Source organism: Cellulosimicrobium cellulans (assembly GCF_006539945.1).
GTDB classification, from domain to species: Bacteria; Actinomycetota; Actinomycetes; order Actinomycetales; family Cellulomonadaceae; genus Cellulosimicrobium; species Cellulosimicrobium cellulans.
Genome location: NZ_BJNZ01000040.1, coordinates 1 through 20,065, shown reverse-complemented (window position 1 = coordinate 20,065; position 20,065 = coordinate 1). Strand labels below are relative to the sequence as shown.

The 20,065-nt window shown below is 75.0% G+C and carries 20 protein-coding genes and 1 pseudogene; 13 read left to right on the top strand and 8 right to left on the bottom strand.

The window, feature by feature from the left end; genetic code table 11:
* Positions 1-97 precede the first annotated feature (97 nt).
* The 3 genes from CCE02nite_RS19435 to CCE02nite_RS19425 are packed head-to-tail and all read left to right on the top strand — an operon-like array spanning position 98 to position 5,207.
* Positions 98-1,345 carry an XdhC family protein gene (locus CCE02nite_RS19435; RefSeq protein ID WP_141391241.1) on the top strand — a complete coding sequence of 416 codons (1,248 nt, stop codon included), beginning with the start codon at positions 98-100 and terminating at the stop codon, positions 1,343-1,345.
* Complete coding sequence (locus tag CCE02nite_RS19430) at positions 1,345-2,214, top strand: FAD binding domain-containing protein (RefSeq protein WP_141391240.1); 870 nt, start codon at positions 1,345-1,347, stop codon at positions 2,212-2,214. Before CCE02nite_RS19435 ends, CCE02nite_RS19430 begins: the two co-directional genes overlap by 1 nt.
* The gene (locus CCE02nite_RS19425; RefSeq protein ID WP_141391239.1) at positions 2,211-5,207 is read left to right on the top strand and encodes a molybdopterin-dependent oxidoreductase; all 2,997 of its coding nucleotides are present in this window, start codon (positions 2,211-2,213) and stop codon (positions 5,205-5,207) included. The genes CCE02nite_RS19430 and CCE02nite_RS19425 overlap by 4 nt, the downstream gene beginning before the upstream one ends.
* Before the next feature lie 51 nt (positions 5,208-5,258).
* Here CCE02nite_RS19425 and CCE02nite_RS19420 read toward each other — a convergent pair whose 3' ends face one another.
* Positions 5,259-5,966, bottom strand: coding sequence for a nucleotidyltransferase family protein (locus CCE02nite_RS19420; protein ID WP_141391238.1), 708 nt, complete (start codon positions 5,964-5,966; stop codon positions 5,259-5,261).
* A 247-nt stretch (positions 5,967-6,213) separates the two neighbouring features.
* Here CCE02nite_RS19420 and CCE02nite_RS19415 point away from each other — a divergent pair, with 247 nt between their 5' ends.
* Positions 6,214-7,383 (top strand): SPFH domain-containing protein, encoded by a 1,170-nt coding sequence (locus CCE02nite_RS19415; protein ID WP_141391237.1) that lies wholly within the window; start codon positions 6,214-6,216, stop codon positions 7,381-7,383.
* Positions 7,384-7,385: 2 nt separating this feature from the next.
* Complete coding sequence (locus tag CCE02nite_RS19410; RefSeq protein ID WP_141391236.1) at positions 7,386-8,462, top strand: hypothetical protein; 1,077 nt, start codon at positions 7,386-7,388, stop codon at positions 8,460-8,462.
* Between the two features lie 3 nt (positions 8,463-8,465).
* Here the strand turns inward: CCE02nite_RS19410 and CCE02nite_RS19405 are convergent, their stop codons facing one another.
* Positions 8,466-8,876, bottom strand: coding sequence for a winged helix-turn-helix transcriptional regulator (locus CCE02nite_RS19405; protein WP_141391235.1), 411 nt, complete (start codon positions 8,874-8,876; stop codon positions 8,466-8,468).
* Between the two features lie 143 nt (positions 8,877-9,019).
* Between CCE02nite_RS19405 and CCE02nite_RS19400 the strand changes: the two genes are divergently transcribed.
* A complete protein-coding gene (locus tag CCE02nite_RS19400; protein ID WP_141391234.1) occupies positions 9,020-9,898 on the top strand; it encodes an NAD(P)H-binding protein in 879 nt (292 codons plus the stop codon).
* 63 nt (positions 9,899-9,961) lie between these two features.
* On the opposite strand, the gene CCE02nite_RS19395 is transcribed toward CCE02nite_RS19400, so the two are convergent.
* Both CCE02nite_RS19395 and CCE02nite_RS19390 read right to left on the bottom strand, forming a co-directional pair.
* On the bottom strand, positions 9,962-10,345 hold the full coding sequence (locus CCE02nite_RS19395) for a universal stress protein (protein WP_141391233.1): 384 nt from the start codon (positions 10,343-10,345) through the stop codon (positions 9,962-9,964).
* Positions 10,346-10,390: 45 nt separating this feature from the next.
* Positions 10,391-11,281 carry an IclR family transcriptional regulator gene (locus CCE02nite_RS19390; protein WP_141391232.1) on the bottom strand — a complete coding sequence of 297 codons (891 nt, stop codon included), beginning with the start codon at positions 11,279-11,281 and terminating at the stop codon, positions 10,391-10,393.
* Between the two features lie 70 nt (positions 11,282-11,351).
* Between CCE02nite_RS19390 and eda the strand changes: the two genes are divergently transcribed.
* The 6 genes from eda (at position 11,352) to CCE02nite_RS19360 (ending at position 15,989) form a co-directional block, all read left to right on the top strand.
* Positions 11,352-12,011, top strand: a complete 660-nt coding sequence (gene eda, locus CCE02nite_RS19385; RefSeq protein WP_141391231.1) for a bifunctional 4-hydroxy-2-oxoglutarate aldolase/2-dehydro-3-deoxy-phosphogluconate aldolase — start codon at positions 11,352-11,354, stop codon at positions 12,009-12,011.
* A gap of 3 nt (positions 12,012-12,014) precedes the next feature.
* Positions 12,015-13,136 carry a sugar kinase gene (locus CCE02nite_RS19380; RefSeq protein ID WP_255318991.1) on the top strand — a complete coding sequence of 374 codons (1,122 nt, stop codon included), beginning with the start codon at positions 12,015-12,017 and terminating at the stop codon, positions 13,134-13,136.
* An 87-nt stretch (positions 13,137-13,223) separates the two neighbouring features.
* A complete protein-coding gene (locus CCE02nite_RS19375; protein WP_141391230.1) occupies positions 13,224-13,619 on the top strand; it encodes a DUF8817 family protein in 396 nt (131 codons plus the stop codon).
* A gap of 98 nt (positions 13,620-13,717) precedes the next feature.
* Positions 13,718-14,194 carry a TFIIB-type zinc ribbon-containing protein gene (locus tag CCE02nite_RS19370; RefSeq protein WP_141391229.1) on the top strand — a complete coding sequence of 159 codons (477 nt, stop codon included), beginning with the start codon at positions 13,718-13,720 and terminating at the stop codon, positions 14,192-14,194.
* Positions 14,195-14,219: 25 nt separating this feature from the next.
* Positions 14,220-14,990 (top strand): SDR family NAD(P)-dependent oxidoreductase, encoded by a 771-nt coding sequence (locus tag CCE02nite_RS19365; RefSeq protein ID WP_141391228.1) that lies wholly within the window; start codon positions 14,220-14,222, stop codon positions 14,988-14,990.
* Positions 14,991-15,011: 21 nt separating this feature from the next.
* Positions 15,012-15,989, top strand: a complete 978-nt coding sequence (locus tag CCE02nite_RS19360; protein ID WP_141391227.1) for a bile acid:sodium symporter family protein — start codon at positions 15,012-15,014, stop codon at positions 15,987-15,989.
* 30 nt (positions 15,990-16,019) lie between these two features.
* Here the strand turns inward: CCE02nite_RS19360 and CCE02nite_RS19355 are convergent, their stop codons facing one another.
* From CCE02nite_RS19355 to CCE02nite_RS21130, 4 genes and pseudogenes are all read right to left on the bottom strand, one after another.
* Positions 16,020-16,478: a SufE family protein gene (locus CCE02nite_RS19355; protein WP_141391226.1), complete on the bottom strand. Its 459-nt coding sequence runs from the start codon at positions 16,476-16,478 to the stop codon at positions 16,020-16,022.
* 157 nt (positions 16,479-16,635) lie between these two features.
* The gene (locus CCE02nite_RS19350) at positions 16,636-17,547 is read right to left on the bottom strand and encodes a sulfurtransferase (protein WP_141391225.1); all 912 of its coding nucleotides are present in this window, start codon (positions 17,545-17,547) and stop codon (positions 16,636-16,638) included.
* 212 nt (positions 17,548-17,759) lie between these two features.
* On the bottom strand, positions 17,760-18,392 hold the full coding sequence (locus CCE02nite_RS21135) for an aminotransferase class III-fold pyridoxal phosphate-dependent enzyme (RefSeq protein ID WP_255318990.1): 633 nt from the start codon (positions 18,390-18,392) through the stop codon (positions 17,760-17,762).
* Between the two features lie 38 nt (positions 18,393-18,430).
* Positions 18,431-19,120 (bottom strand): annotated as a pseudogene (locus CCE02nite_RS21130) (aminotransferase class III-fold pyridoxal phosphate-dependent enzyme); the annotation flags it as partial.
* Between the two features lie 107 nt (positions 19,121-19,227).
* Between CCE02nite_RS21130 and CCE02nite_RS19340 the strand changes: the two are divergent.
* Positions 19,228-20,065: LysR family transcriptional regulator (locus CCE02nite_RS19340; protein ID WP_141391224.1), on the top strand; the 838-nt coding region annotated here is incomplete at its 3' end.

Below are 20,065 nucleotides of genomic sequence, written 5' to 3'. Positions count from 1 at the left end.
CACAGCCGACGCGACCTCGGACACGCAGGGGACTCACCGCAAGGGTTCACTGGAAGGACGCCGGTTCGCCGGCACCCTGGCGGAAGCGAGGCCCACGATGCTCCACATCGTCGACCAGCTCGCCCCGTGGCTCGGCCCGGGGCAGATCCCGTTCGCCGTCGCGACGGTGGTCGCGGCGTCCGGCTCCGTGCCGCGACCGGTCGGCACCGCGATGGCCGTGCGCGCCGACGGCGCCGTCCTCGGCAGCCTGTCCGGCGGGTGCGTCGAGGGCGCGGTGCATGCCGCCGCGCTCGACGCGATCGCCTCGGGCGCGAGCCACCGCGAGACGTTCGGCTACAGCGACGACGACGCGTTCGCCGTCGGGCTGAGCTGCGGCGGCACGCTCGACGTCCACGTCCAGCCCGTCCTCCCGGGCGACGACGCGGCGCGAGCGCTCGCCGCGATCGTGGCGCGGTCCGACGGCGACGGGGAGCCGCTGGCGCTCGTGCGCCGAATCGACGGCGCGCGGCGCACGGCGGTCCTCGTCGAGGACCCCGCCGTCGCGGACGAGCGCGCGGTCGCCCGGGCGCTGCGGGACCTCGTCGACCCCGAGAGCCTGGACGCAGCGACGGCGCAGGTCATGGCGGTGCTGGGCGCGGGTGGGACCGCGACCGTCCACGCGGCGCACGGGGCGCCGCGTGCGTCCTCGGGCGCAGGGCTCGCCGCGGACGCGTGCGACGAGGCCGAGCCCGTCACGCTGCTCGTCGAGACCCGCCTGCCCGCGCCGCGATTCCTCGTGTGCGGGGCGAACGACTTCGCCGGCGCGCTCGTGCGGCACGTGCGCCTGCTCGGGTACCGCGTGACCCTCGTCGACGCGCGCGAGGTGTTCGCCGACGCCCGACGGTTCCCCGAGGCGGAGGTCGTCGTCGAGTGGCCGGACCGGTACCTCGCCGCGGAGGCCGGGGCGGGTCGCGTCGACGCCCGGACGGCCGTCGCGGTCCTCACCCACGACGCCAAGTTCGACGTGCCGCTCCTGCGCCTCGCGCTCGACCTGCCGCTCGCCTACGTCGGGGCGATGGGCTCGCGCCGCTCGCACGCGCAGCGCGTCGCCGCCCTGCGCGCGGTTGGCGTGACCGAGGCGGCGCTCGCGCGGCTCCGCTCGCCCATCGGCCTCGACCTCGGCGCCGTCACGCCCGAGGAGGTCGCCGTCTCGATCACCGCGGAGCTCGTCGCGACCCGGCACGGGCGGGTCGCCGTCGTCCCGTTGAGCGGCACGGACGGGCCCATCCACGCCGACCCGCAGTCCGGGTCGCCTGCACACCGTCCCGCGGGCGAGTCCGCGCCGACCCCCGAGGAGGCCTCCTGATGGACCTGAGCACCGTCACCGACCTCGTCCCGACCGCCGACCCCGCCGACTGGCGCGAGGGCGACGCGTGGCTCGCGGGCGGCACCGTCCTGTTCTCCTACGGCAGCCAGACGCTGCGGCGCCTGCTCGACCTGACGAGCGCCGGCTGGCCCGCGCTCACCGTGACCGACGACGGTCTCGAGATCGCGGCGACGTGCACCGTCGCGTCGCTGTGGGCGTTCGAGGAGAGCCACCAGGCCGCGTCCGTGCGCGAGCGCTGGACCGCGCTCGACCTCGTGCGCCCGTGCTGCGACAGCTTCGTGGCGTCCTTCAAGATCTGGAACACCTCGACGGTCGGCGGCAACGTCTGCACGTCCCTGCCCGCGGGGCCGATGATCTCGCTCACCGCGGCGCTCGACGGCGTCGCGGAGGTCTGGGGGCCGGGCGGCACCCGGCGGACCCAACCGGTCGCCGAGCTCGTCACGGGCGAGCTGCGCAACACGCTCGCGCCCGGCGAGCTCCTGCGGGCCATCCGTGTACCCGACCACGCGCTGCGCTCGCGGACGGCGTTCCGGCGCCTGTCGCTCTCGAACCTCGGGCGCTCCGGGGTGCTGCTGATCGGCCGGGTCGACCCGCCGGACGCCGGGGGAGGGTTCGTCCTCACCGTCACCGCCTCGACCCGCCGGCCCGTGCAGCTCCGCTTCCCCGCGGACGCGCCACCCACGGCCGCGGACCTCGCCGCCGCGCTCGACGCGGTGATCCCGCTCGACCTCTACCACGACGACGTCCACGGCCTGCCCGAGTGGCGCCGGGACATGACCTACCGCCTCGGCGAGGAGATCCGTGCGGAACTCCTCGGCGGCGCGACCTCGGACGGAGGCCTTCGATGACCGCGCTCGACCCCCGCCCGGCGCCACCTGTGACGATCGACGGCCGCGCGGCACAGGGCGAGCCCCGTGCGGGCCAGTGCCTGCGGACGTACCTGCGCGAGCAGGGCGCGCTCGGCGTCAAGAAGGGCTGCGACGGCGGCGACTGCGGCGCGTGCACGGTGCACGTCGACGGCGTCCCGGTGCACTCGTGCGTCTACCCGGCGCGGCGCGCGGCGGGCCACGAGGTGACGACGATCCAGGGGCTCGCGGCGACGTCGTGCGCCGGCGGTGGGGCCGCCGGGGACGAGGGCGAGGTCGGGACAGGGGCGCCGTGCGACCACGACCCCCACGGCCCGCAGGACGCGCTGCACCCGGTGCAGCAGCAGTTCCTCGACGCGCAGGGGTTCCAGTGCGGGTTCTGCACGGCCGGGATGATCATGACCGCCGCGACGTTCGACGACGCGCAGCGCGCGAACCTGCCGCGCAGCCTCAAGGGGAACCTGTGCCGCTGCACGGGCTACCGCGCGATCGAGGACGCCGTCCTCGGCCGGGGCGACACGACGGGGACCGCGCCGGGCACGGGGGAGAGCGCGCCGTCGGGCGGTGACCATTTCTCTACCTCGCGAGACCACGCCTCTACCTCGGCGGACCACGCCTCTACCTCGGCGGACCAGGGTTCTCCCTCGGCGTTCGGGCGGGACGTGCCCGCGCCGGCCGGGCGCGGGGTCGTCACCGGGACGGTGCGGTACACGCTCGACGTGGACCCGGCCGACTACCCGGGCCTGCTCCACCTCAAGCTCGTGCGGTCCCCGCACGCCCACGCGCGCGTCGTCGCGATCGACACGACGGACGCGCTCGCGGTGCCGGGCGTGCACGCCGTGCTCACGCACGAGGACGCGCCCGCGACCCGGTTCTCGACCGCGCAGCACGAGCTGTTCACCGACGACCCCGACGACACGCGGATCCTCGACGACGTCGTGCGGCACGTCGGCCAGCGGGTCGCGGCCGTCGTCGCCGAGACCGTCGCCGCCGCCGAGGAGGGCGTGCGCCGGGTCCGCGTCGAGTACGAGGTGCTGCCCGCCGTCGTCGACCCCGAGGACGCGATGGCGCCCGGCGCCCCGCTCGTGCACCCCGAGCTCGACGCCGCCGACGCGCGCGTCTCGCGGCCCGACGCGAACGTCGTCGCCGAGGTGCACTCCGAGCTCGGCGACGTCGAGCGCGGGCTCGCGGAGGCCGACGTCGTGCACGAAGCCACCTACCGCACCCACCGCGTGCAGCACGCCGCGCTGGAGACGCACTGCGCGATCGCGTCGCTCGACGACGGCCGCCTCGTCGTGCGCTCGTCCACGCAGGTCCCGTTCCTCGCGCGGCGCCACCTCGCGCGCGTGCTCGACCTCGACCCGGAACGCGTGCGCGTGCTGTGCGAGCGCGTGGGCGGCGGGTTCGGCGGCAAGCAGGAGGTGCTCACCGAGGACGTCGCGGCGCTCGCGACCCTGCGCCTCGGGCGGCCCGTGCAGCTCGAGCTCACGCGCACCGAGCAGTTCGTCGGCACGACGACGCGCCACCCGTTCCGCATCCGCGTGCGCGCGGGCGCGCGCCGCGACGGGACGCTCACCGCGCTGCACCTCGACGTGCTCAGCAACACGGGCGCGTACGGCAACCACGGCCCCGGCGTCATGTTCCACGGGTGCGGCGAGTCGCTCGGGGTGTACCGGTGCGAGAACAAGAAGGTCGACGCCCACTGCGTCTACACGAACACCGTGCCGGCGGGCGCGTTCCGCGGGTACGGGCTCTCGCAGATGATCTTCGCCGTGGAGTCCGCGGTCGACGAGCTCGCGCAGCAGCTCGGCATGGACCCGCTCGAGCTGCGGCGGCGCAACGTCGTGCTCGACGGGGACCCCATGCTCTCCACGCACCCGACGCCCGAGGAGGACGTGCTCTACGGCAGCTACGGGCTCGACCAGTGCCTCGACCTCGCCGCCGACGCGCTCGCGCGCGGCCGGGCCCGCGACGTCGCCGCGTACGGGCCGGGCATGGGGTCCGGGACGGACGCGCTCCCGGACCTCGGCCCCGAGTGGGGCGTCGGCGAGGGCACCGCGCTCGCCATGATCGACACCGTTCCGCCCCGCGGGCACTACTCCCACGCGCGCGTGCGCCTGCGGGCCGACGGCGTGGTCGAGGCGGAGGTCGGGACCGCCGAGTTCGGCAACGGCACCACGACCGTGCACGCCCAGCTCGTCGCGAGCGCGCTCGGCCAGGACGCGGGGGACGTCGTGGTGCGGCAGTCCGACACGGACCTCGTCGAGCACGACACCGGCGCGTTCGGGTCCACCGGCACCGTGGTGGCGGGGAAGGCGTCGCTCGCCGCCGCCCAGGACCTCGCCGAGGCCGTCCTCAAGGTCGCGGCCGGCGTCGCGGGCACCGCGCCGGCCGACTGCCGGCTCGTGCCCGGCGGCGTCGACTGCGCCGGGACGGTCCTGCCGCTGGCCGACGTCGCCCGCGCGGCCGCCGACGCCGGGCTCGACCTCGTCGCCGAGGGGCGGTGGGGCGGCACCCCGCGCTCCGTCGCGTTCAACGTCCACGGCTTCCGGGTCGCGGTCCACCGGGGGACGGGCGAGATCCGCATCCTCCAGTCCGTCCAGGCCGCCGACGCCGGGGAGGTCGTCAACCCGCGCCAGTGCCGCGGTCAGGTCGAGGGCGGCATCGCGCAGGCCCTCGGGGCCGCGCTCTACGAGAACGTGATCGTCGACGAGTCAGGCCGCGTGACGACCGACATCTTCCGCCAGTACCACCTGCCCACGTTCGCGGACACCCCGCGCAGCGAGGTCTACTTCGCGCGGACGTCGGACACGGTCGGACCGATGGGCGCGAAGTCGATGAGCGAGAGCCCGTTCAACCCGGTGGCCCCCGCGCTCGCCAACGCGATCCGCGCGGCGACGGGCGTGCGGCTCACCGACCTCCCGCTGGCCCGAGACCGCGTCTACCTGGCCATCAAGGCCGCCACCCCACGCTGAATGCATGAAATAGTCGCGCCGACCGGCTTCGGACGCGACTATTTCATGCACTCAGCGGTCGGCGGGGTCGAGGAGGTCGAGGTCGGCGTCGGTGTCGAGGTCGCGGCCGTCGCCCGCGTGGTCGACGACGTCGATCAGGTCGGCGTGGGTCCGCAGGAAGTCGCGCGCGCCGTGGTCACCGTGGGCGCTCGCAGCCGCGGGCGCGGCGAGCGCGGCGTCGAGGACGAGCGGGTGGGCCCAGCGCGGAGTCCGTCCAACGCCGAACACGACCTGAGGGTCGTTCTCCGCCTCAGAACGACCTTCATGTCGTGCTCGACGCGCGGGGCTCGTCGTCCAGCGGGACGCGGTCACGCGGCCGGGGCGGTGGGCGGCGAGGAGTCGTGCGACGTCGTCGGGCACCACGCCGGGCTGGTCCACGTGCGCGACGACGACCCGGGCGGGAGCCAGGTCGAGCGCGGCGACGACGCCGACGCGCAGGGACGAGGCCATGCCGGACGACCAGCCGGGGTTGTCGACGATGCGCACCCGGGGGTCGTCGATCCCGGACCCGGCTCGGACGCGCTCGGCCTCGGCGCCGAGGACGACGACGACGATGTCGCACCCGCCCGCGAGCAGCACCCGGGTCACGTGGGCGACGAGCGTGCCGCCGCGGTGGGGGAGCAGCGCCTTGGGCCCGCGCCCGAGCCGCGTCCCCGCGCCGGCTGCGAGCAGGACGGCGACGGTGGCCACCGCGGGTACGGGCGTCGGTGAGGTCGGCACGCGGTCAGGATAGGCCGCCGCCGAGCCCGGGGTCCCTCCCCGGACGGCCGCGTCCGTGGGGAGCGACCCCGGGTTCGGCGGCCCGCGGGGGACCCCGCGGCGACCAGTCGGTTTTACCAACCCTTGGGGGTTTCATCGGCGGGCCGGGATGCCGCTATGCTCGGCGCGCCGGGGCGAGCACGGCGGGCCGGGCGCCCGCACGCCAGGTCGCCCGCGGCCGTCCCGCACGACGAGCGAAGGAGTCCGGATGAGCTTCATGGAGAAGCTGCGCGGCCAGCTGATCGACATCATCGAGTTCCTCGACGAGAGCCGGGACACGATCGTCTGGCGCTTTCCGCGCCAGGGCAACGAGATCAAGAACCAGGCGAAGCTCGTCGTGCGGGAGGGCCAGAGCGCCGTCTTCGTCAGCGAGGGCCGGCTCGCGGACGTGTTCGGGCCGGGCACCTACACGCTCGAGACCAAGAACCTGCCGATCCTGTCGACGATCCAGGGCTGGAAGTACGGGTTCAGCTCGCCGTTCAAGGCGGAGGTCTACTTCGTCGCGACGCGCCAGTTCACCGACCTCACCTGGGGTACGCAGAACCCCGTGATCCTGCGCGACCCGGAGCTCGGCGCGGTCCGCATCCGGGCGTTCGGCACGTACGCGCTCCAGGTCGTGGACCCGTCGGCGCTCCTGCGCCAGCTCGTGGGGACCGACCCCCAGTTCCGCACCGACGAGATCGGCGACTACTTCCGCCGCCTCGTGGTCGGCCAGCTCGGCCCGGCGCTCGCGGAGGCCGGCGTCGCGGCGATCGACCTCGCCGCGAACCAGCGCGAGATCGCGACGCGGCTCGCGGGCCAGCTCTCGGAGGACCTGTCGGAGTACGGCATCGCCGTGCCGCGCTTCGTCCTCGAGAACGTCTCCTTCCCGCCCGAGGTCGAGGCGGCGCTCGACAAGCGGACGCAGATGGCCGTCGTCGGGAACCTCGACCAGTACACCAAGTTCCAGGCGGCGAACGCGATCGAGACCGCCGCCGCCAACCCCGGGGGCGCGGGCGACGGGCTGGGGCTCGGCGCCGGCATGGGTCTCGGGGCGGCCATGGGTCAGCAGCTCGCGCAGTCGCTCGGGACGACGACGGCCCAGCAGGCCCCGGCCCCGGCGCCGCCCGCCGGGCCGCCGCCCCTGCCCGCCGCGGAGTCGCCCTGGTACTGGGCCGCCGGCGGCGCGCAGGCCGGGCCCGGCACGACGGCGGACCTCGCCGGCCGTGTCCGGTCCGGCGAGGTGACGCGCGAGTCGCTCGTGTGGCAGCAGGGCATGGCCGCGTGGACCGCCGCGGGCGACGTGCCCGCGCTCGCGGCGCTGTTCGCGGCGACCCCGCCGCCGCTGCCCCCGACCGGCACGTCGACCGGTGCCCCGACCGGTCCCGCGGCGGGCTGACGGTGAGCGACACCCAGGACGAGCTCGTCCGGACGCGCTGCGACGCGTGCGGGTCACAGCTCGCGTACGCGCCGGGCACCCAGCACCTGCGGTGCGTCGCGTGCGGCGGGACGGTCGCGATCGTGCACGCGCCGGGCGACGCCGTCGACGAGCACTCGTTCGACGCGTGGGCCGCGGCGCAGGGCGGGGTGCGCGCCGGGATCCTCGACGCGCGGCTGCTCACGTGCGACGGGTGCGGGGCGACGACGCAGGGCACCGACCTCTCGGTCGCGTGCCGGTTCTGCGGCGGGCACCTCGTCGCGACGGCCGAGACCGACGGCCTGGTGCAGCCCGAGGCCGTCGTGCCGTTCGGGGTGGAGCAGGCGCAGGCGCGCGACGCGTTCCGGCGCTGGGTGCGCTCGCGCTGGTTCGCGCCGGGCGAGCTGAAGAAGGTCGGGGACACGGAGTCCCTGCACGGTTCGTACGTGCCGCACTGGACGTTCGACGCGCGCACGTCGTCGGCCTACTCGGGGCAGCGCGGGGACGCCTACTACGTGACCGTCAGGAACGGGGACGAGGAGCGCCAGGAGCGGCGCGTCAGCTGGACGCCCGTCTCCGGGCGCGTCGCGCGCGACTTCGACGACGTGCTCGTCCCCGCGTCGTCGCACGTGGCCGAGCGCGACCTGTCGAGGCTCGGCCCGTGGCCGCTGTCGCACGCGGTGCCGTTCCGCGCCGAGTACCTCGCGGGGTTCGCGGCGGCCCGGTACGACGTCGAGCCCCCGGTCGGCCTCGACCGCGCGAAGCAGAAGATGGCGCCGGTGATCAAGGACGACGTCGAGCGCGACATCGGGGGCGACGAGCAGCGCGTCGGCTCGATCCGCACCGCCTATGCGGACGTGATGTTCAAGCTCGTGCTGCTCCCGCTGTGGATCGCGACGTACGTGTACGCGGGCAAGCAGTGGCAGGTCATGGTCAACGCGAACACCGGCCAGGTGATCGGGCGGCGCCCCTACAGCGTCGGCAAGATCGTCCTCGCCGTGCTGGCCGGCCTGCTCGTCGTCGCCGCTCTCGTGTTCTGGTACGTGCGCTCGCAGACGTGAGCCTCAGGCGTCCCGGCGCTCGTCGTACGCGCGCTGGGACGCCGCGACCTCCGCGACCGAGCCCTCGAGGACGTCGAGCAGGCCCGTCAGGCTGTCGGCGACGCGGCGCCCGAGGTCGGTGAGGGAGTACTCGACGTGCGGCGGGATGGTCGCGCGCACCTCGCGCACGACGATCCCGTCGCGCTCGAGGGACTGGAGCGTCTGGGCGAGCATCTTCTCGCTGACCCCGTCGATACGCCGCCGCAGCGCGTTGAAGCGCACCGCGCCGTCGCGCAGGCCCGCGACCGTGAGCACGCCCCAGCGTCCGGTGACGGTCTCCAGGACGTGCCGCGACGTGCAGCCGCGCTGGAAGACGTCGGCCACCATCGCGTCGGTGGGTCCGGGGTCCTCCCCGAGGCGTGCGTCGGTCGTCATCGCCCCAGGATACGGCGCCGGTCAGCGCCGCAGCACTGTGAGATAGGTCGCACGCTCGTTTGGTTGGCACTGTCGAAAAGTAAGCGCATGCTGGGACGGCACGACCGTCCGGTCGTGCCCTCGCGCACCGAAGGAGCCCTCGTATGTCCATCGCCGTCACCGGAGCCAGCGGCCACCTCGGCCGCCTCGTCGTCGAGTCCCTCCTCGCGCACGGGGCCGACCCGTCCCAGGTCGTCGCCGCCGCGCGCACGACGGCGAAGGTCGCCGACCTCGCCGACCGTGGCGTGCAGGTCCGCGAGGCCGACTACGCGCGACCCGAGACCTTGGCGGCGGCGCTCGCGGGCGTCGACGTGCTCGTCCTCGTCTCGGGCTCCGAGGTCGGGCAGCGCGTCGCGCAGCACCGCAACGTCGTCGACGCCGCGCGCGCCGCCGGCGTCGCCCGCGTCGTCTACACGAGCGCGCCGCACGCCACGACCTCCGCGCTGGTCCTCGCACCCGAGCACAAGGCCACGGAGGAGCTGCTCGCGGCGTCGGGCCTGACGACCACGATCCTGCGGAACAGCTGGTACACCGAGAACTACGTCGGCGACGTGCTCGGCGCCCGGGAGTCCGGCGAGCTCGTGTCGAGCGCGGGCGACGGCCGCGTCGCGAGCGCGAGCCGCGCCGACTACGCCGAGGCCGCCGCGGTCGTCGCGCTCGCCGCGCAGTCGGACGCCGCCGCGCACGCGGGCGCCGTGTACGAGCTGAGCGGCGACGTCGCGTGGACGTTCGACGACCTCGCCGCCGCGGCCTCGGAGGTGCTCGGGCGCCCCGTCACCTACCGGCGCGTGAGCCCCGACGAGCACCGTGCGTTCCTGCTGGGGGCGGGGCTGGACGAGGGCACCGCCGGGTTCGTCGTCGCGCTGGACGGCAACATCCGCGACGGGCTGCTCGCCGAGACGTCCGGGGAGCTCGCACGCCTGCTGGGCCGCCCGACGACCCCGCTGGCCGACGGGCTGCGCGCCGCCGTCGCGCAGGGCTGAGAGGTCGCGACGTGGCCGTCCGGGTGACCGGGCGGCCACGTCGCGGAGCCCGTCAGGAGTGCGTCAGTGGGACGCCTTGACGACGAGCACCGGGACGGGCGAGTCGAGGAGCACGCGCTGCGTCGTGCTGCCGAGCAGGAACTTGCCCACCGGCGAGCGCTTGCGCGCGCCCACGACGACGAGGTCGGGCGCCGTCCGCTCGGCCTCGTCGATGATCGCCTCGGCCGGGTCGAGGTGCTCCGACCGGTAGGTGATCTCGGGGCGCGCGACCCCGGCGGGGAGCGTGTCGAGCAGGTGCGCGAGGGTCGCGGGGACGCCCGCGTCGGCGTCCTGCGGGGTGAGGACGAGGACCGCGAGGGTGGTCGAGCGGTGGGCCGCCTCGGCGACCGCCGCCCGGAACGCGGTCTCGCCCTGCGGGGAGTCGTTGTACGCCACGAGGACGGTCATCGCGCGGGCCCTTCCGTCATTCCGTCGTGCTGCCGTTGAACTCTCTCACAGGGCGCGCCCTGTCGCCGGTCGACGGGTGCCCGCGGGGACGGGTGCGACGATCCGACCCAGCGCGGCGTCCGGCACGGCGAGCGTCGGGGGCAGCAGGGGCGGGACGACGTCGCGCAGGACCGCCTCGATCTCGCGGCTCCGGCGCGCCCCGAGCCGCTCGGCGGGAGCGGTGACGCTCACGGCGGCCACCGACTGCCCGCCGCGCAGGATCGGGAGGGCCACACAGCTGATGCCCGGCTCGTTCTCCTCGGTCTCCGTCGCGAAGCCGCTCGCCCGCGTCGCGTCGCACGTCGCGCGGAGCGCGGCGGGCGAGACGGGCTGCTCGGCGGGGGCCGCCGCGGCGTACCAGGCGAGCGCTCCGTCGTCGAGCGGCCGGTGGGCGAGCAGCGCGCGCCCGAGCGCGGTGGTGGCCGCGGGGCGGCGCCGCCCCACGGCCGACCAGACCCGGACCGCGCGCGCGGGCTCGACCTTGTCGAGGTAGACGATCTCGGTCCCGGCGAGGGCGCCGAGGTGGACGAGCTCGTCGGTCTCCCGGCACACCGCGACGAGCACCGGGTGCAGGAGCGCGGGCAGGTTCTCCTCGCCGAGGTAGACGGTCGCGAGCGCGGTCGCCGCCGGGCCGAGCCGGTAGTCGCCCGTCGTGCCGTCCTGCTCGGCGTAGCCGCGGTAGCGCAGGGCCGCGAGCGTGCGGTGCAGGGAGGCCTTGTGCAGCCCGAGCGAGCGCGCGAGGTCGCCGAGCGCGGCTCCGGCAGGGCCGGCGGCGGCGAGCGCCTCGAGCACGCCGAGGGCCTTGTCCACGCTCCCGAGCGGGCTGCCGTGCGCACCGTCCGGTGCGTGCTCCGCGGCCCCGGGGGTGCCCGACCGCGAGGTCCCGGCTTCCGCCATCGTCGCTCCTTCGCCTAGAGTGCGTTCCGTAGTGAACAACAGGCGTTCACCATAGCGAAACGGAGCGAGGATGTCATCCCACGGACCCCTGGAGGCGATCGCACGAACCCGCGTCGTGCCGGTCGTCGTCGTCGACGACGCGGAGCAGGGCGTGCTCGTCGCGGGCGCGCTGCGCGACGGCGGCCTTCCCGTCGCGGAGGTCACCTTCCGCACCGCGGGCGCGCGCGCCGCGATCGAGGCCATCGCGCGCGAGGTGCCGGACGTGCTCGTCGGCGCGGGGACCGTCGTCAACGTGGCCCAGGTCGACGAGGCCGTCGAGGCAGGAGCCCGCTTCCTCGTCTCGCCCGGGCTCTCGGTCGCCGTCGTGCGCCGCGCTCAGGAGGTCGGGGTGCCGGTCCTGCCCGGGGTCGCGACGCCGTCGGACGTCATCGCCGCGCTCGACCTCGGCCTCGACGCCGTGAAGCTCTTCCCGGCGAACGTCGTCGGCGGTCCGGCAGCCGTCAAGGCGTTCTCCGCGCCGTTCCCCGGTCTGCGCTTCGTGCCGACCGGCGGGGTGAGCGCCGCCAACCTTCTCGACTACCTCGCGCTGCCGTCCGTCCTGGCCGCCGGCGGGTCGTGGATGGTCGACGCCGCGCTCGTGCGCGCGGGCGACACGGTCGAGATCACCCGCCGGACGCGCGAGGCCGTCGAGCTCGCCGCGACCGCCCCGCACCCCGCCGAAGGAGCCTGACCCGTGCCCGACACGCCCCAGAACCAGCCCCCGCTCGCCGTCCGCCCCGCCGCCGAGTGTGCCTACGACGTCGTCGCCCTCGGCGAGGTCATGCTCCGACTCGACCCGGGTGAGCGCCGCATCAAGACCGCGCGCAGCTTCGACGCCTGGGAGGGCGGCGGCGAGTACAACGTCGCGCGCGGGCTGCGTCGCGCCTTCGGGCTGCGCGGCGCAGTCGTCACCGCGCTCGCGGACAACGAGGTCGGCCGGCTCGTCGAGGACCTCATGCTCACCGGCGGCCTCGACACGCGCTGGGTGCAGTGGCGCGGGTACGACGGCATCGGGCGCACCGTGCGCAACGGGCTCAACTTCACCGAGCGCGGGTTCGGAGTGCGCGGCGCGGTCGGCGTCTCCGATCGCGGCAACACCGCGATCGCCCAGCTCCGGCCCGAGGACGTCGACTGGGACGACGTGTTCGGCCGCGGCGTGCGCTGGTTCCACACCGGCGGCATCTTCGCCGCGCTGTCCGAGTCGTCCGCCGACGTCGCGGAGGCCGCCATGGCCGCCGCGCGCCGCCACGGCACGATCGTGTCCTACGACCTCAACTACCGCCCCTCGCTCTGGAAGGGCATCGGCGGCGTCGAGCGCGCGCAGGAGGTCAACCGCCGCCTCGCCCGGTACGTCGACGTGATGATCGGCAACGAGGAGGACTTCACCGCCTCGCTCGGCTTCGAGGTGGAGGGCGTCGACGAGAACCTCACCGACCTCGACACCGGAGCCTTCCGCGCGATGATCACGCGGGCGGCCGAGGAGTACCCGAACTTCCAGGTCATCGCGACGACGCTGCGCGGCGTGAAGTCAGCGACCGTCAACGACTGGGGTGCGATCGCCTGGTCGCGCGTGCAGGGCTTCGCCGAGGCGACCCACCGCCCCGGGCTGGAGATCCTCGACCGCGTGGGCGGCGGCGACTCGTTCGCGTCGGGCCTCGCGTACGGGCTCATGGAGCTCGGCTCGATCCAGGAGGCCGTCGAGTACGGGGCCGCGCACGGCGCGCTCGCGATGACCACGCCGGGCGACACCTCGACGGCGTCGCTCGCCGAGGTCCGCAAGCTCGCGTCGGGCGGCAGCGCGCGCGTGCAGCGCTGACCGGGCCGCCTCCCGTCCCCCGCCGTGCCGGGCCGCGCCACCAGGGTTAGTGTGGTCGGGCTGTCGGCGGGAGGCGGGAGGTGCGGCGTGGTTGGTGGGGCCTTCGTGCCCGGGCTGCCACGCCGCGGCGCCGAGGAACCACCGGACCTGGCCCGCGCTCTCGACCACGCGCGCATCCTCCGCGCGGCGGGCGATCCCGGTGGGGCCGCCCAGGTCCTCGACCGCGCTTTCGCCGCGGAGGGAGTGCGGACCCGCAGCGTCGCCGAGCGCGTCCGGTTCCGCGCCCTGGTGCTCCGCGCCGACCTCGCGCTCGCCCTGCACGACGAGGCCGCGGCGGAACGCTTCCTCGAAGGGGCGGAGTGGTTCCGGGCCGGGGCCGACTTCCTCCCGCGGGTCGCCGAGGCGCTCGCCGCCCTCGACGACGAGGTGCACCGCGCCGACGAGCTGCGCGACCGGCTCGCGAGCGAGCGCTGCACCGGCTGATGCGGCCGGCCGGGAACCGCGCGTGCGGGAGCCGCGTTGGACTCCGCAGTACCCGGGCGGGCGCCGACCGTCCCGGCCCATCACGCGAGGAGGCAGACATGCTGTGCCCCACCGACCAGACCGTGCTCGTCATGACCGAGCGCAAGGGCGTGGAGATCGACTACTGCCCGACGTGCCGCGGCGTGTGGCTCGACCGCGGTGAGCTCGACAAGATCATCGACCGCTCGCTGGAGAGCGAGATCGCCGCCGAGGCCGTCGGCCCGGCCGCTGCCGCTGCCGCTGCCGCTGCCGCACGCACCGCTCCGGCCCCCGCGGCCCCGCCCGCCCCCGCGCCGACGTCGTACCCGCCGGCGCCCGCCGCGGACTACGGCACGCCCGGCTACGGCGAGCGGCGCGACGACCGCCGCGATGACCGCCGGTATGACGACCGTGACCGCTACCGGGGTGACCAGTACGGCGACGACCGGTACCGGGACGACCGCGACCGCCGCTACGACGGGCGCGACGGCTACGACCCCCGCTACCGCAAGCGGAAGAAGAAGGAGTCGTGGCTCGAGGACCTCTTCGACTTCTGACACGCCTCGTGGTCGACTGTCCCGCGTGACCGTCCTCGACTCGTTCTCGCTCGCCGGCCGCACGGCCCTGCTCACCGGTGGGAGCCGCGGGATCGGGCGCGCCGTCGCCCGCGCGCTCGGCGAGGCCGGCGCTCAGGTCGCGCTCACGGCGACGACGGCGCCTGCCGCCGAGGACGCGGCCGCCGCGCTGCGGGAGGCCGGGATCGACGCCTGCGGGTACGCGCTCGACGTGACGGACCGTGCCCAGGTGGACGACGTCGTCGGGCGCGTGGCCGTGGACCTCGGGGCCGTCGACCTGCTCGTCAACAACGCGGGGATCTCGATCGGCGGGGCGGCGCTCGAGATCGAGGACGACGTGTGGCACCGCACGCTCGCGACCAACCTCGACGGCGTCTGGTACTGCTCGCGCGCGGTCGCGCGCGCCCTGGTCGCCGACGGTCGACCGGGCGCGATCGTCAACGTCGGGTCGATGTCGGCGTCGATCGTCAACCGGCCGCGCTGGCAGCCCGCGTACCTCGCGTCCAAGGCGGCGGTGCACCAGCTCACCAAGGGCCTCGCCGCGGAGTGGGCGCCGCACGGCATCCGCGTCAACGCCGTCGCGCCCGGCTACGTGCGCACCGAGGCGTCGCCCGTCGACCAGCCGGAGTACTACGACGACTGCGTCGCGCCCGCCGCGATGCGGCGCTGGGCCGAGCCCGAGGAGATCGGCCCTCCGGTCGTGTTCCTCGCGAGCGCGGCGTCGAGCTTCATGACCGGCGCGGTCGTCACGGTCGACGGCGGCTACACCCTCTTCTGACCCGGGCTAGGCTCGGTCCCCGTGCGCGCAGTCCTGAGCCGGTGGGTCGACCCGTTCGTCGTGACCCTGCTCGTCGTGCTCGTGCTCGGGCTCGTCGTGCCGGTGGGGCCGGACGCGCAGCGCGTGGTCGACGCCGTGGCGGACGTCGCGGTCACGGTCCTCTTCCTCGTCTACGGCATGCGCCTGTCGACGCGCGAGGTGTGGGCGGGCCTGCGGAGCTGGCGCCTCCAGGGCGGCATCCTCGCGGCGACGTACGTCGTGTTCCCGGTGCTCGGGCTCGTCACGGCGTGGGCGATCGAGCCGCTCGTCGGGGCGCCGCTGGCCGCGGGCGTGCTCTACCTGTCCCTGCTCCCGTCGACGGTGCAGTCGTCCGTCGCGTTCACGTCGGTCGCGCGCGGCAACGTCGCCGGGGCGATCTGCGGCGCGACGGTGTCGAACGTCGCGGGCATGGTGATCACCCCGCTGCTCGTGCTGTGGCTCATGGCCGGAGCAGACGGGGGTGCCGACGGTCCCACGGGCGGGCTCGGTGGGCTCCGGACCGTGCTGCTCCAGCTCCTGCTGCCGTTCGTCGTCGGACAGCTCCTCCAGCCGTGGGTCGGCGACTGGGTCCGCGCGCGGCGCTGGCTCACTCTCGGCGTCGACCGCGGCACCATCCTCGTCGTCGTGTTCGGCGCCGTCGCGGCCGCGTCCTCGGCGGGCGTGTGGGCGAGCGTGTCCGGGTGGTCGATCGTCGCGCTGCTCGTCGTGAGCGCGCTCGTGCTCGCCGCGATGCTCGCGCTCACCTGGTGGGGCGGGGCGGCCCTGCGGCTGTCGACGGAGGACCGGATCGCGCTCCTCATGTGCGGGTCCAAGAAGTCGCTCGCCACGGGTCTGCCCATGGCGAGCGTGCTGTTCCCGGTCGCCGTCGCGGGCGTCGTCGCCGTCCCGGTGATCGTGTTCCACCAGCTCCAGCTCGTCGTCTGCGCGGTCCTCGCACGCCGCCTCGCGCTCCGCGACTGACGAGCCGCCGCTGGCGAGCCCGGGTCGCTGTCAGGAACGGCCGGCGACCTGCTCGCGCACCTGGCGCTTGGCGCGCGTGAGCATGCCGTTCATGCCGCCGATGCGCAGCGGGCTCACGGCCCGCGTGAGGCCGATCGACATGGGGAAGTCGTCCGGCACGTCGAGCACCTGCTGCACGGTCAGGCCGGAGAGCCCTTGCGCGAGGATCGACGCGAACCCGCGCGTCGTCGGCGCCTCGGCGGGCGCGGTCGCGAAGAAGTGCACGACACCGTCGTCGTCGACCTCCGCGAACGCGCGCACGGGCGACTGGCACTCCTCGATGCGCTCGAGCAGACCGGGTGCGCTCGCGTAGCGCTCCGGGAGGTCGGGCAGCTCGTTGGCGAACTCGAGCAGGAGCTGGAGGCGCTCACGCTCCGGCAAGGCGAGGAAGTCCTCGCGGATCTCCGCGAGGGCCGCGGGCAGTGACGAGGCGTCGGTCGGGGAGCTCATGGTGGCGATCCTTGCATCGGGGGCGTGCGGCCGGGACCTGGTCCCACCGTGCGGAACGCCCGGCGCGCGCGGCGTATGCCCGCGGCGGACGCCGACGGCGCGCGGCGGGCCACCAGGGCCGGCCGCGCGCCGTCGGGCGTGAGGTGCGAGCGGTGCGTCAGTTGAGCGACGCGGGGGCCTCGCCGGCCTCCTCGCCCTTGACGATCGGGACGCGCACGGCGTTGCCCCACTCGGTCCACGAGCCGTCGTAGTTGCGGACCTTGTCGAAGCCGAGCAGGTAGGTCAGCGCGAACCACGTGTGGCTCGAGCGCTCGCCGATGCGGCAGTACGTGACGACCTCGTCGTCCGTCGCGAGGCCGAGGCCACCCTCCTGGTAGATCGCCTCGAGCTGCTCACGCGACTTGTACGTGCCGTCCTCGGCGACCGCGGTCGCCCACGGGACGTTGCGCGCCGTCGGGATGTGGCCGCCGCGCAGCACGCCCTCCTCCGGGTAGTCCGGGATGTGCAGGCGCTCGCCCGTGTACTCCTGCGGGGAGCGGATGTCGACGAGCGGACCGTTGCCGATGTGCGCGAGGACGTCCTCCTTGAACGCGCGGATCGTCACGTCGTCGCGCTCGACGACGGGGTACTCGACGGCCTCCGGCGCGGGGACGTCGGTCGTGACCTCGCGGCCCTCCGCGATCCACTTGCCGCGGCCGCCGTCGAGCAGACGCACGTCCTCGTGGCCGAACAGCGTGAAGACCCACGCGGCGTACGCGGCCCACCAGTTGTTCTTGTCGCCGTAGACCACGATCGTCGTGTCGCGGCCGATGCCCTTGCCGCCCAGGAGCTGGGCGAAGCCCTTGCCGTCGATGTAGTCGCGCGTGTCGGGGTCGTTGAGGTCGGTGTGCCAGTCGATCTTCACCGCGCCCGGGATGTGCCCGGTCTCGTACAGCAGCACGTCCTCGTCGGACTCGACGACGACGATGCCCGGCTGACCGAGGTGCTCGGCGAGCCAGTCCGTGCTCACGAGGCGGTCGGGGTGGGCGTACTGGGTGATCTTCTCGGTGGTGTCGAGCGGTGCGGGCATGGTGTCCTCCGTGCGGCGGGAGCCGGGGTGTCCGAGGTGGTGGTCCGTCCGAGCGTCAGGCTAGGTCGGCTGTCCGCATCACGGAAGGGCTGTCGCGCATGCTGAGACGGTGTAAACGCAGGCTCCCGAGGGGCTCGCACCCGGCTCTTCGTGCGGAGGGGGAACGTCACGGAACCTGATCTCGCCGACACCGTCGGTGGCCCGGGAGCGGCTCAGCCGAGGAGCTCGCGCTCCGCCTCGCCGAGCGCGCGGTCGAGGAGGTCGAGTCCGAGGTCGAGCTCCTCCTCGCTCACCGTGAGCGGGGGCGCGATGCGGAACACGCCGCCCATGCCCCGGAGCTGCACGACGTTCATGTGGAGCCCGAGGTCCAGCGACCGCCGGGTGACCAGGGCGCCGAGGGCGTCGGCACCCTCCTTCGTCTCGCGGTCGAGCACGAGCTCGATGCCCTGGAGCAGACCCCGCCCGCGGACGTCGCCGATCGTGGCGTGGCGGTCCTGGAGGTCGAGCAGCCCGGCGCGCAGGCGGTCGCCGAGCACGCGCACCCGGGCGTCCATCTGCTCGGCCTCCAGCACGTCGAGCACGGTGTTGCCGACCGCCGCGACGAGCGGGTCCGAGACGTGCGTCGTGAAGAACAGGAAGCCGCGCTCGTGCGCGCGCTCCTCGATCTCGGCGCTCGTGACGACCGCGGCGAGGGGCAGGCCGGCACCGAGCGTCTTGGAGATCGTGAGGATGTCGGGGACCACGGGCTCCTCGCCGTCGCGGCCCTCGAACGCGTACCAGGACCCGGTCCGGCACAGCGCCGTCTGCGCCTCGTCGAGGATGGGAGCATCCCGCGCTCGTGGCACTTGTCGCGCAGCGCCGCGAGGTAGCCGGGCGGCAGCTCGACGATCCCGCCCGAGCTGAGGATCGGCTCGACGATGCACGCCGCGAGGCTCCCCGTGGACTGCACGTCGACGAGGTCGAACGCGAGGTCGAGCTGGCGGCGCCAGTCGTGCGCGCCGTCGGGCGTGAGGTGATCGGGACGGTACGCGTTCGGCACGGGGACGACGAGGTTGCCGGGCGCGGTCGGGCCGTAGCCGCGGCGCCCCGCGCTGTACGTCGCCGCGGCCGCCGCGTGCGTCATGCCGTGCCACGACCCGGCGAGCGAGACGACCTCGTGCCGACCCGTGACGAGCTTGGCCATCCGGATCGCGGCCTCGTTCGACTCGGCGCCCGTCGTGAGGAGCAGGACCTTCTCGAGCGGGTCGGGCAGCGTGCCCGCGATCCGGCGCGCGAGGTCGACGACCGGGCGCGAGAGCATCCCGGAGAAGAGGTGGTCGAGCGTGCCGATCTGGCTCCGGACCGTCTCGACGATCGCGGGGTGGCTGTGCCCGAGGATCGCGCTCATCTGGCCCGACGTGAAGTCGAGGACCCGCCGCCCGTCGGCCGTCGTGACGAAGCTGCCCGACGCGCTCTCGACGATCTCCGGGGTGAACGGCCCGCCGTAGCGCACGAGGTGCCGGTCGGCGTCGGACCAGAACGTCGCGGCGCCCGGGGTCGTCGGGGCGAGGGCGGGGGACGGAAGGACGGCCATCCTCCGAGCGTAGGGACGGAGCTCTGTGCGCGTACAGCACGAGTTCTCGTACAGTCTGTGCGGAGAACCCGCACAAGCGGCCGCGACCGCACGGAACGGAGGACCGCGTGCTCAACGCCGCCCGGCTCCAGATCCTCGCCCGGCTCGAGAACCTCGGGACCGTGCGCGCGGTGGGCGCGTCCCTGCACCTGAGCCCGTCCGCGGTGTCCGCGCAGCTCGCGGCGCTCGAGGCCGAGACCGGGTCGCGCCTCGTCGAGCGGACCGGGCGGAGGGTGCACCTCACGCCCGCGGGGCGCACCCTCGCGCGGCACGCCCGCGTCATCCTCGACCAGATGGCGCTCGCGGAGGCGGAGCTCGCCCACCCCGACGGTCAGCCCGCCGGGGTCGTGCGCGTCGCGGCGTTCTCGAGCGGCGTCCGGACCCTCGTGATCCCCCTCGCGCGGCGGCTGGTCGTCGAGCACCCGCGGGTGCAGGTCGAGGTCGTCGAGCTCGACCCCCGCGAGAGCTGGCCCGCGCTCCGCCGCGCGGACGTCGACGTCGCCGTGACCGCGGACCTGCTCGACGGCGCGCGGCTCGCCGGGCCCGACGTCGCGACCGTCCCGCTGCTCGAGGACCCGGTCGTCCTCGTCGCGCCGTCGGGTGCGCCGTCGCACTCGTCGGAGGGGACGGTGGCGGGGGAGGGGCCGGTCGACCTCGCCGGTCTCGCCGACGCGCGGTGGGCGGCGGACCTGCCCGGCCGGTACCTGTCGACCCTCGTCGAGAGCGCGTGCCGCGACGCCGGGTTCGAGCCCCGCGTCGTCGCGCGGCTGCCCAGCTACGAGCTGCTGCTCGCGCACGTCGAGGCGGGGCTGTCGGTCGCGCTGCTGCCGGGCCTCGCCGTCGACCCCCGGTACGACGTCGTCGCCCGCCCGCTGCGGGCGCCCTGGACGCGCCCGGTGTACGCCG

What these genes read in the sequence shown, in the direction of transcription:
- CCE02nite_RS19435 (WP_141391241.1), top strand. Translation starts at nt 98, where the DNA reads ATGCTCCACATCGTCGACCAGCTCGCCCCGTGGCTCGGCCCGGGGCAG.
- CCE02nite_RS19430 (WP_141391240.1), top strand. Translation starts at nt 1,345, where the DNA reads ATGGACCTGAGCACCGTCACCGACCTCGTCCCGACCGCCGACCCCGCC.
- CCE02nite_RS19425 (WP_141391239.1), top strand. Translation starts at nt 2,211, where the DNA reads ATGACCGCGCTCGACCCCCGCCCGGCGCCACCTGTGACGATCGACGGC.
- CCE02nite_RS19415 (WP_141391237.1), top strand. Translation starts at nt 6,214, where the DNA reads ATGAGCTTCATGGAGAAGCTGCGCGGCCAGCTGATCGACATCATCGAG.
- CCE02nite_RS19405 (WP_141391235.1), bottom strand. Translation starts at nt 8,876, where the DNA reads ATGACGACCGACGCACGCCTCGGGGAGGACCCCGGACCCACCGACGCG.
- CCE02nite_RS19400 (WP_141391234.1), top strand. Translation starts at nt 9,020, where the DNA reads ATGTCCATCGCCGTCACCGGAGCCAGCGGCCACCTCGGCCGCCTCGTC.
- CCE02nite_RS19395 (WP_141391233.1), bottom strand. Translation starts at nt 10,345, where the DNA reads ATGACCGTCCTCGTGGCGTACAACGACTCCCCGCAGGGCGAGACCGCG.
- CCE02nite_RS19390 (WP_141391232.1), bottom strand. Translation starts at nt 11,281, where the DNA reads ATGGCGGAAGCCGGGACCTCGCGGTCGGGCACCCCCGGGGCCGCGGAG.
- eda (WP_141391231.1), top strand. Translation starts at nt 11,352, where the DNA reads ATGTCATCCCACGGACCCCTGGAGGCGATCGCACGAACCCGCGTCGTG.
- CCE02nite_RS19370 (WP_141391229.1), top strand. Translation starts at nt 13,718, where the DNA reads ATGCTGTGCCCCACCGACCAGACCGTGCTCGTCATGACCGAGCGCAAG.
- CCE02nite_RS19355 (WP_141391226.1), bottom strand. Translation starts at nt 16,478, where the DNA reads ATGAGCTCCCCGACCGACGCCTCGTCACTGCCCGCGGCCCTCGCGGAG.
- CCE02nite_RS19350 (WP_141391225.1), bottom strand. Translation starts at nt 17,547, where the DNA reads ATGCCCGCACCGCTCGACACCACCGAGAAGATCACCCAGTACGCCCAC.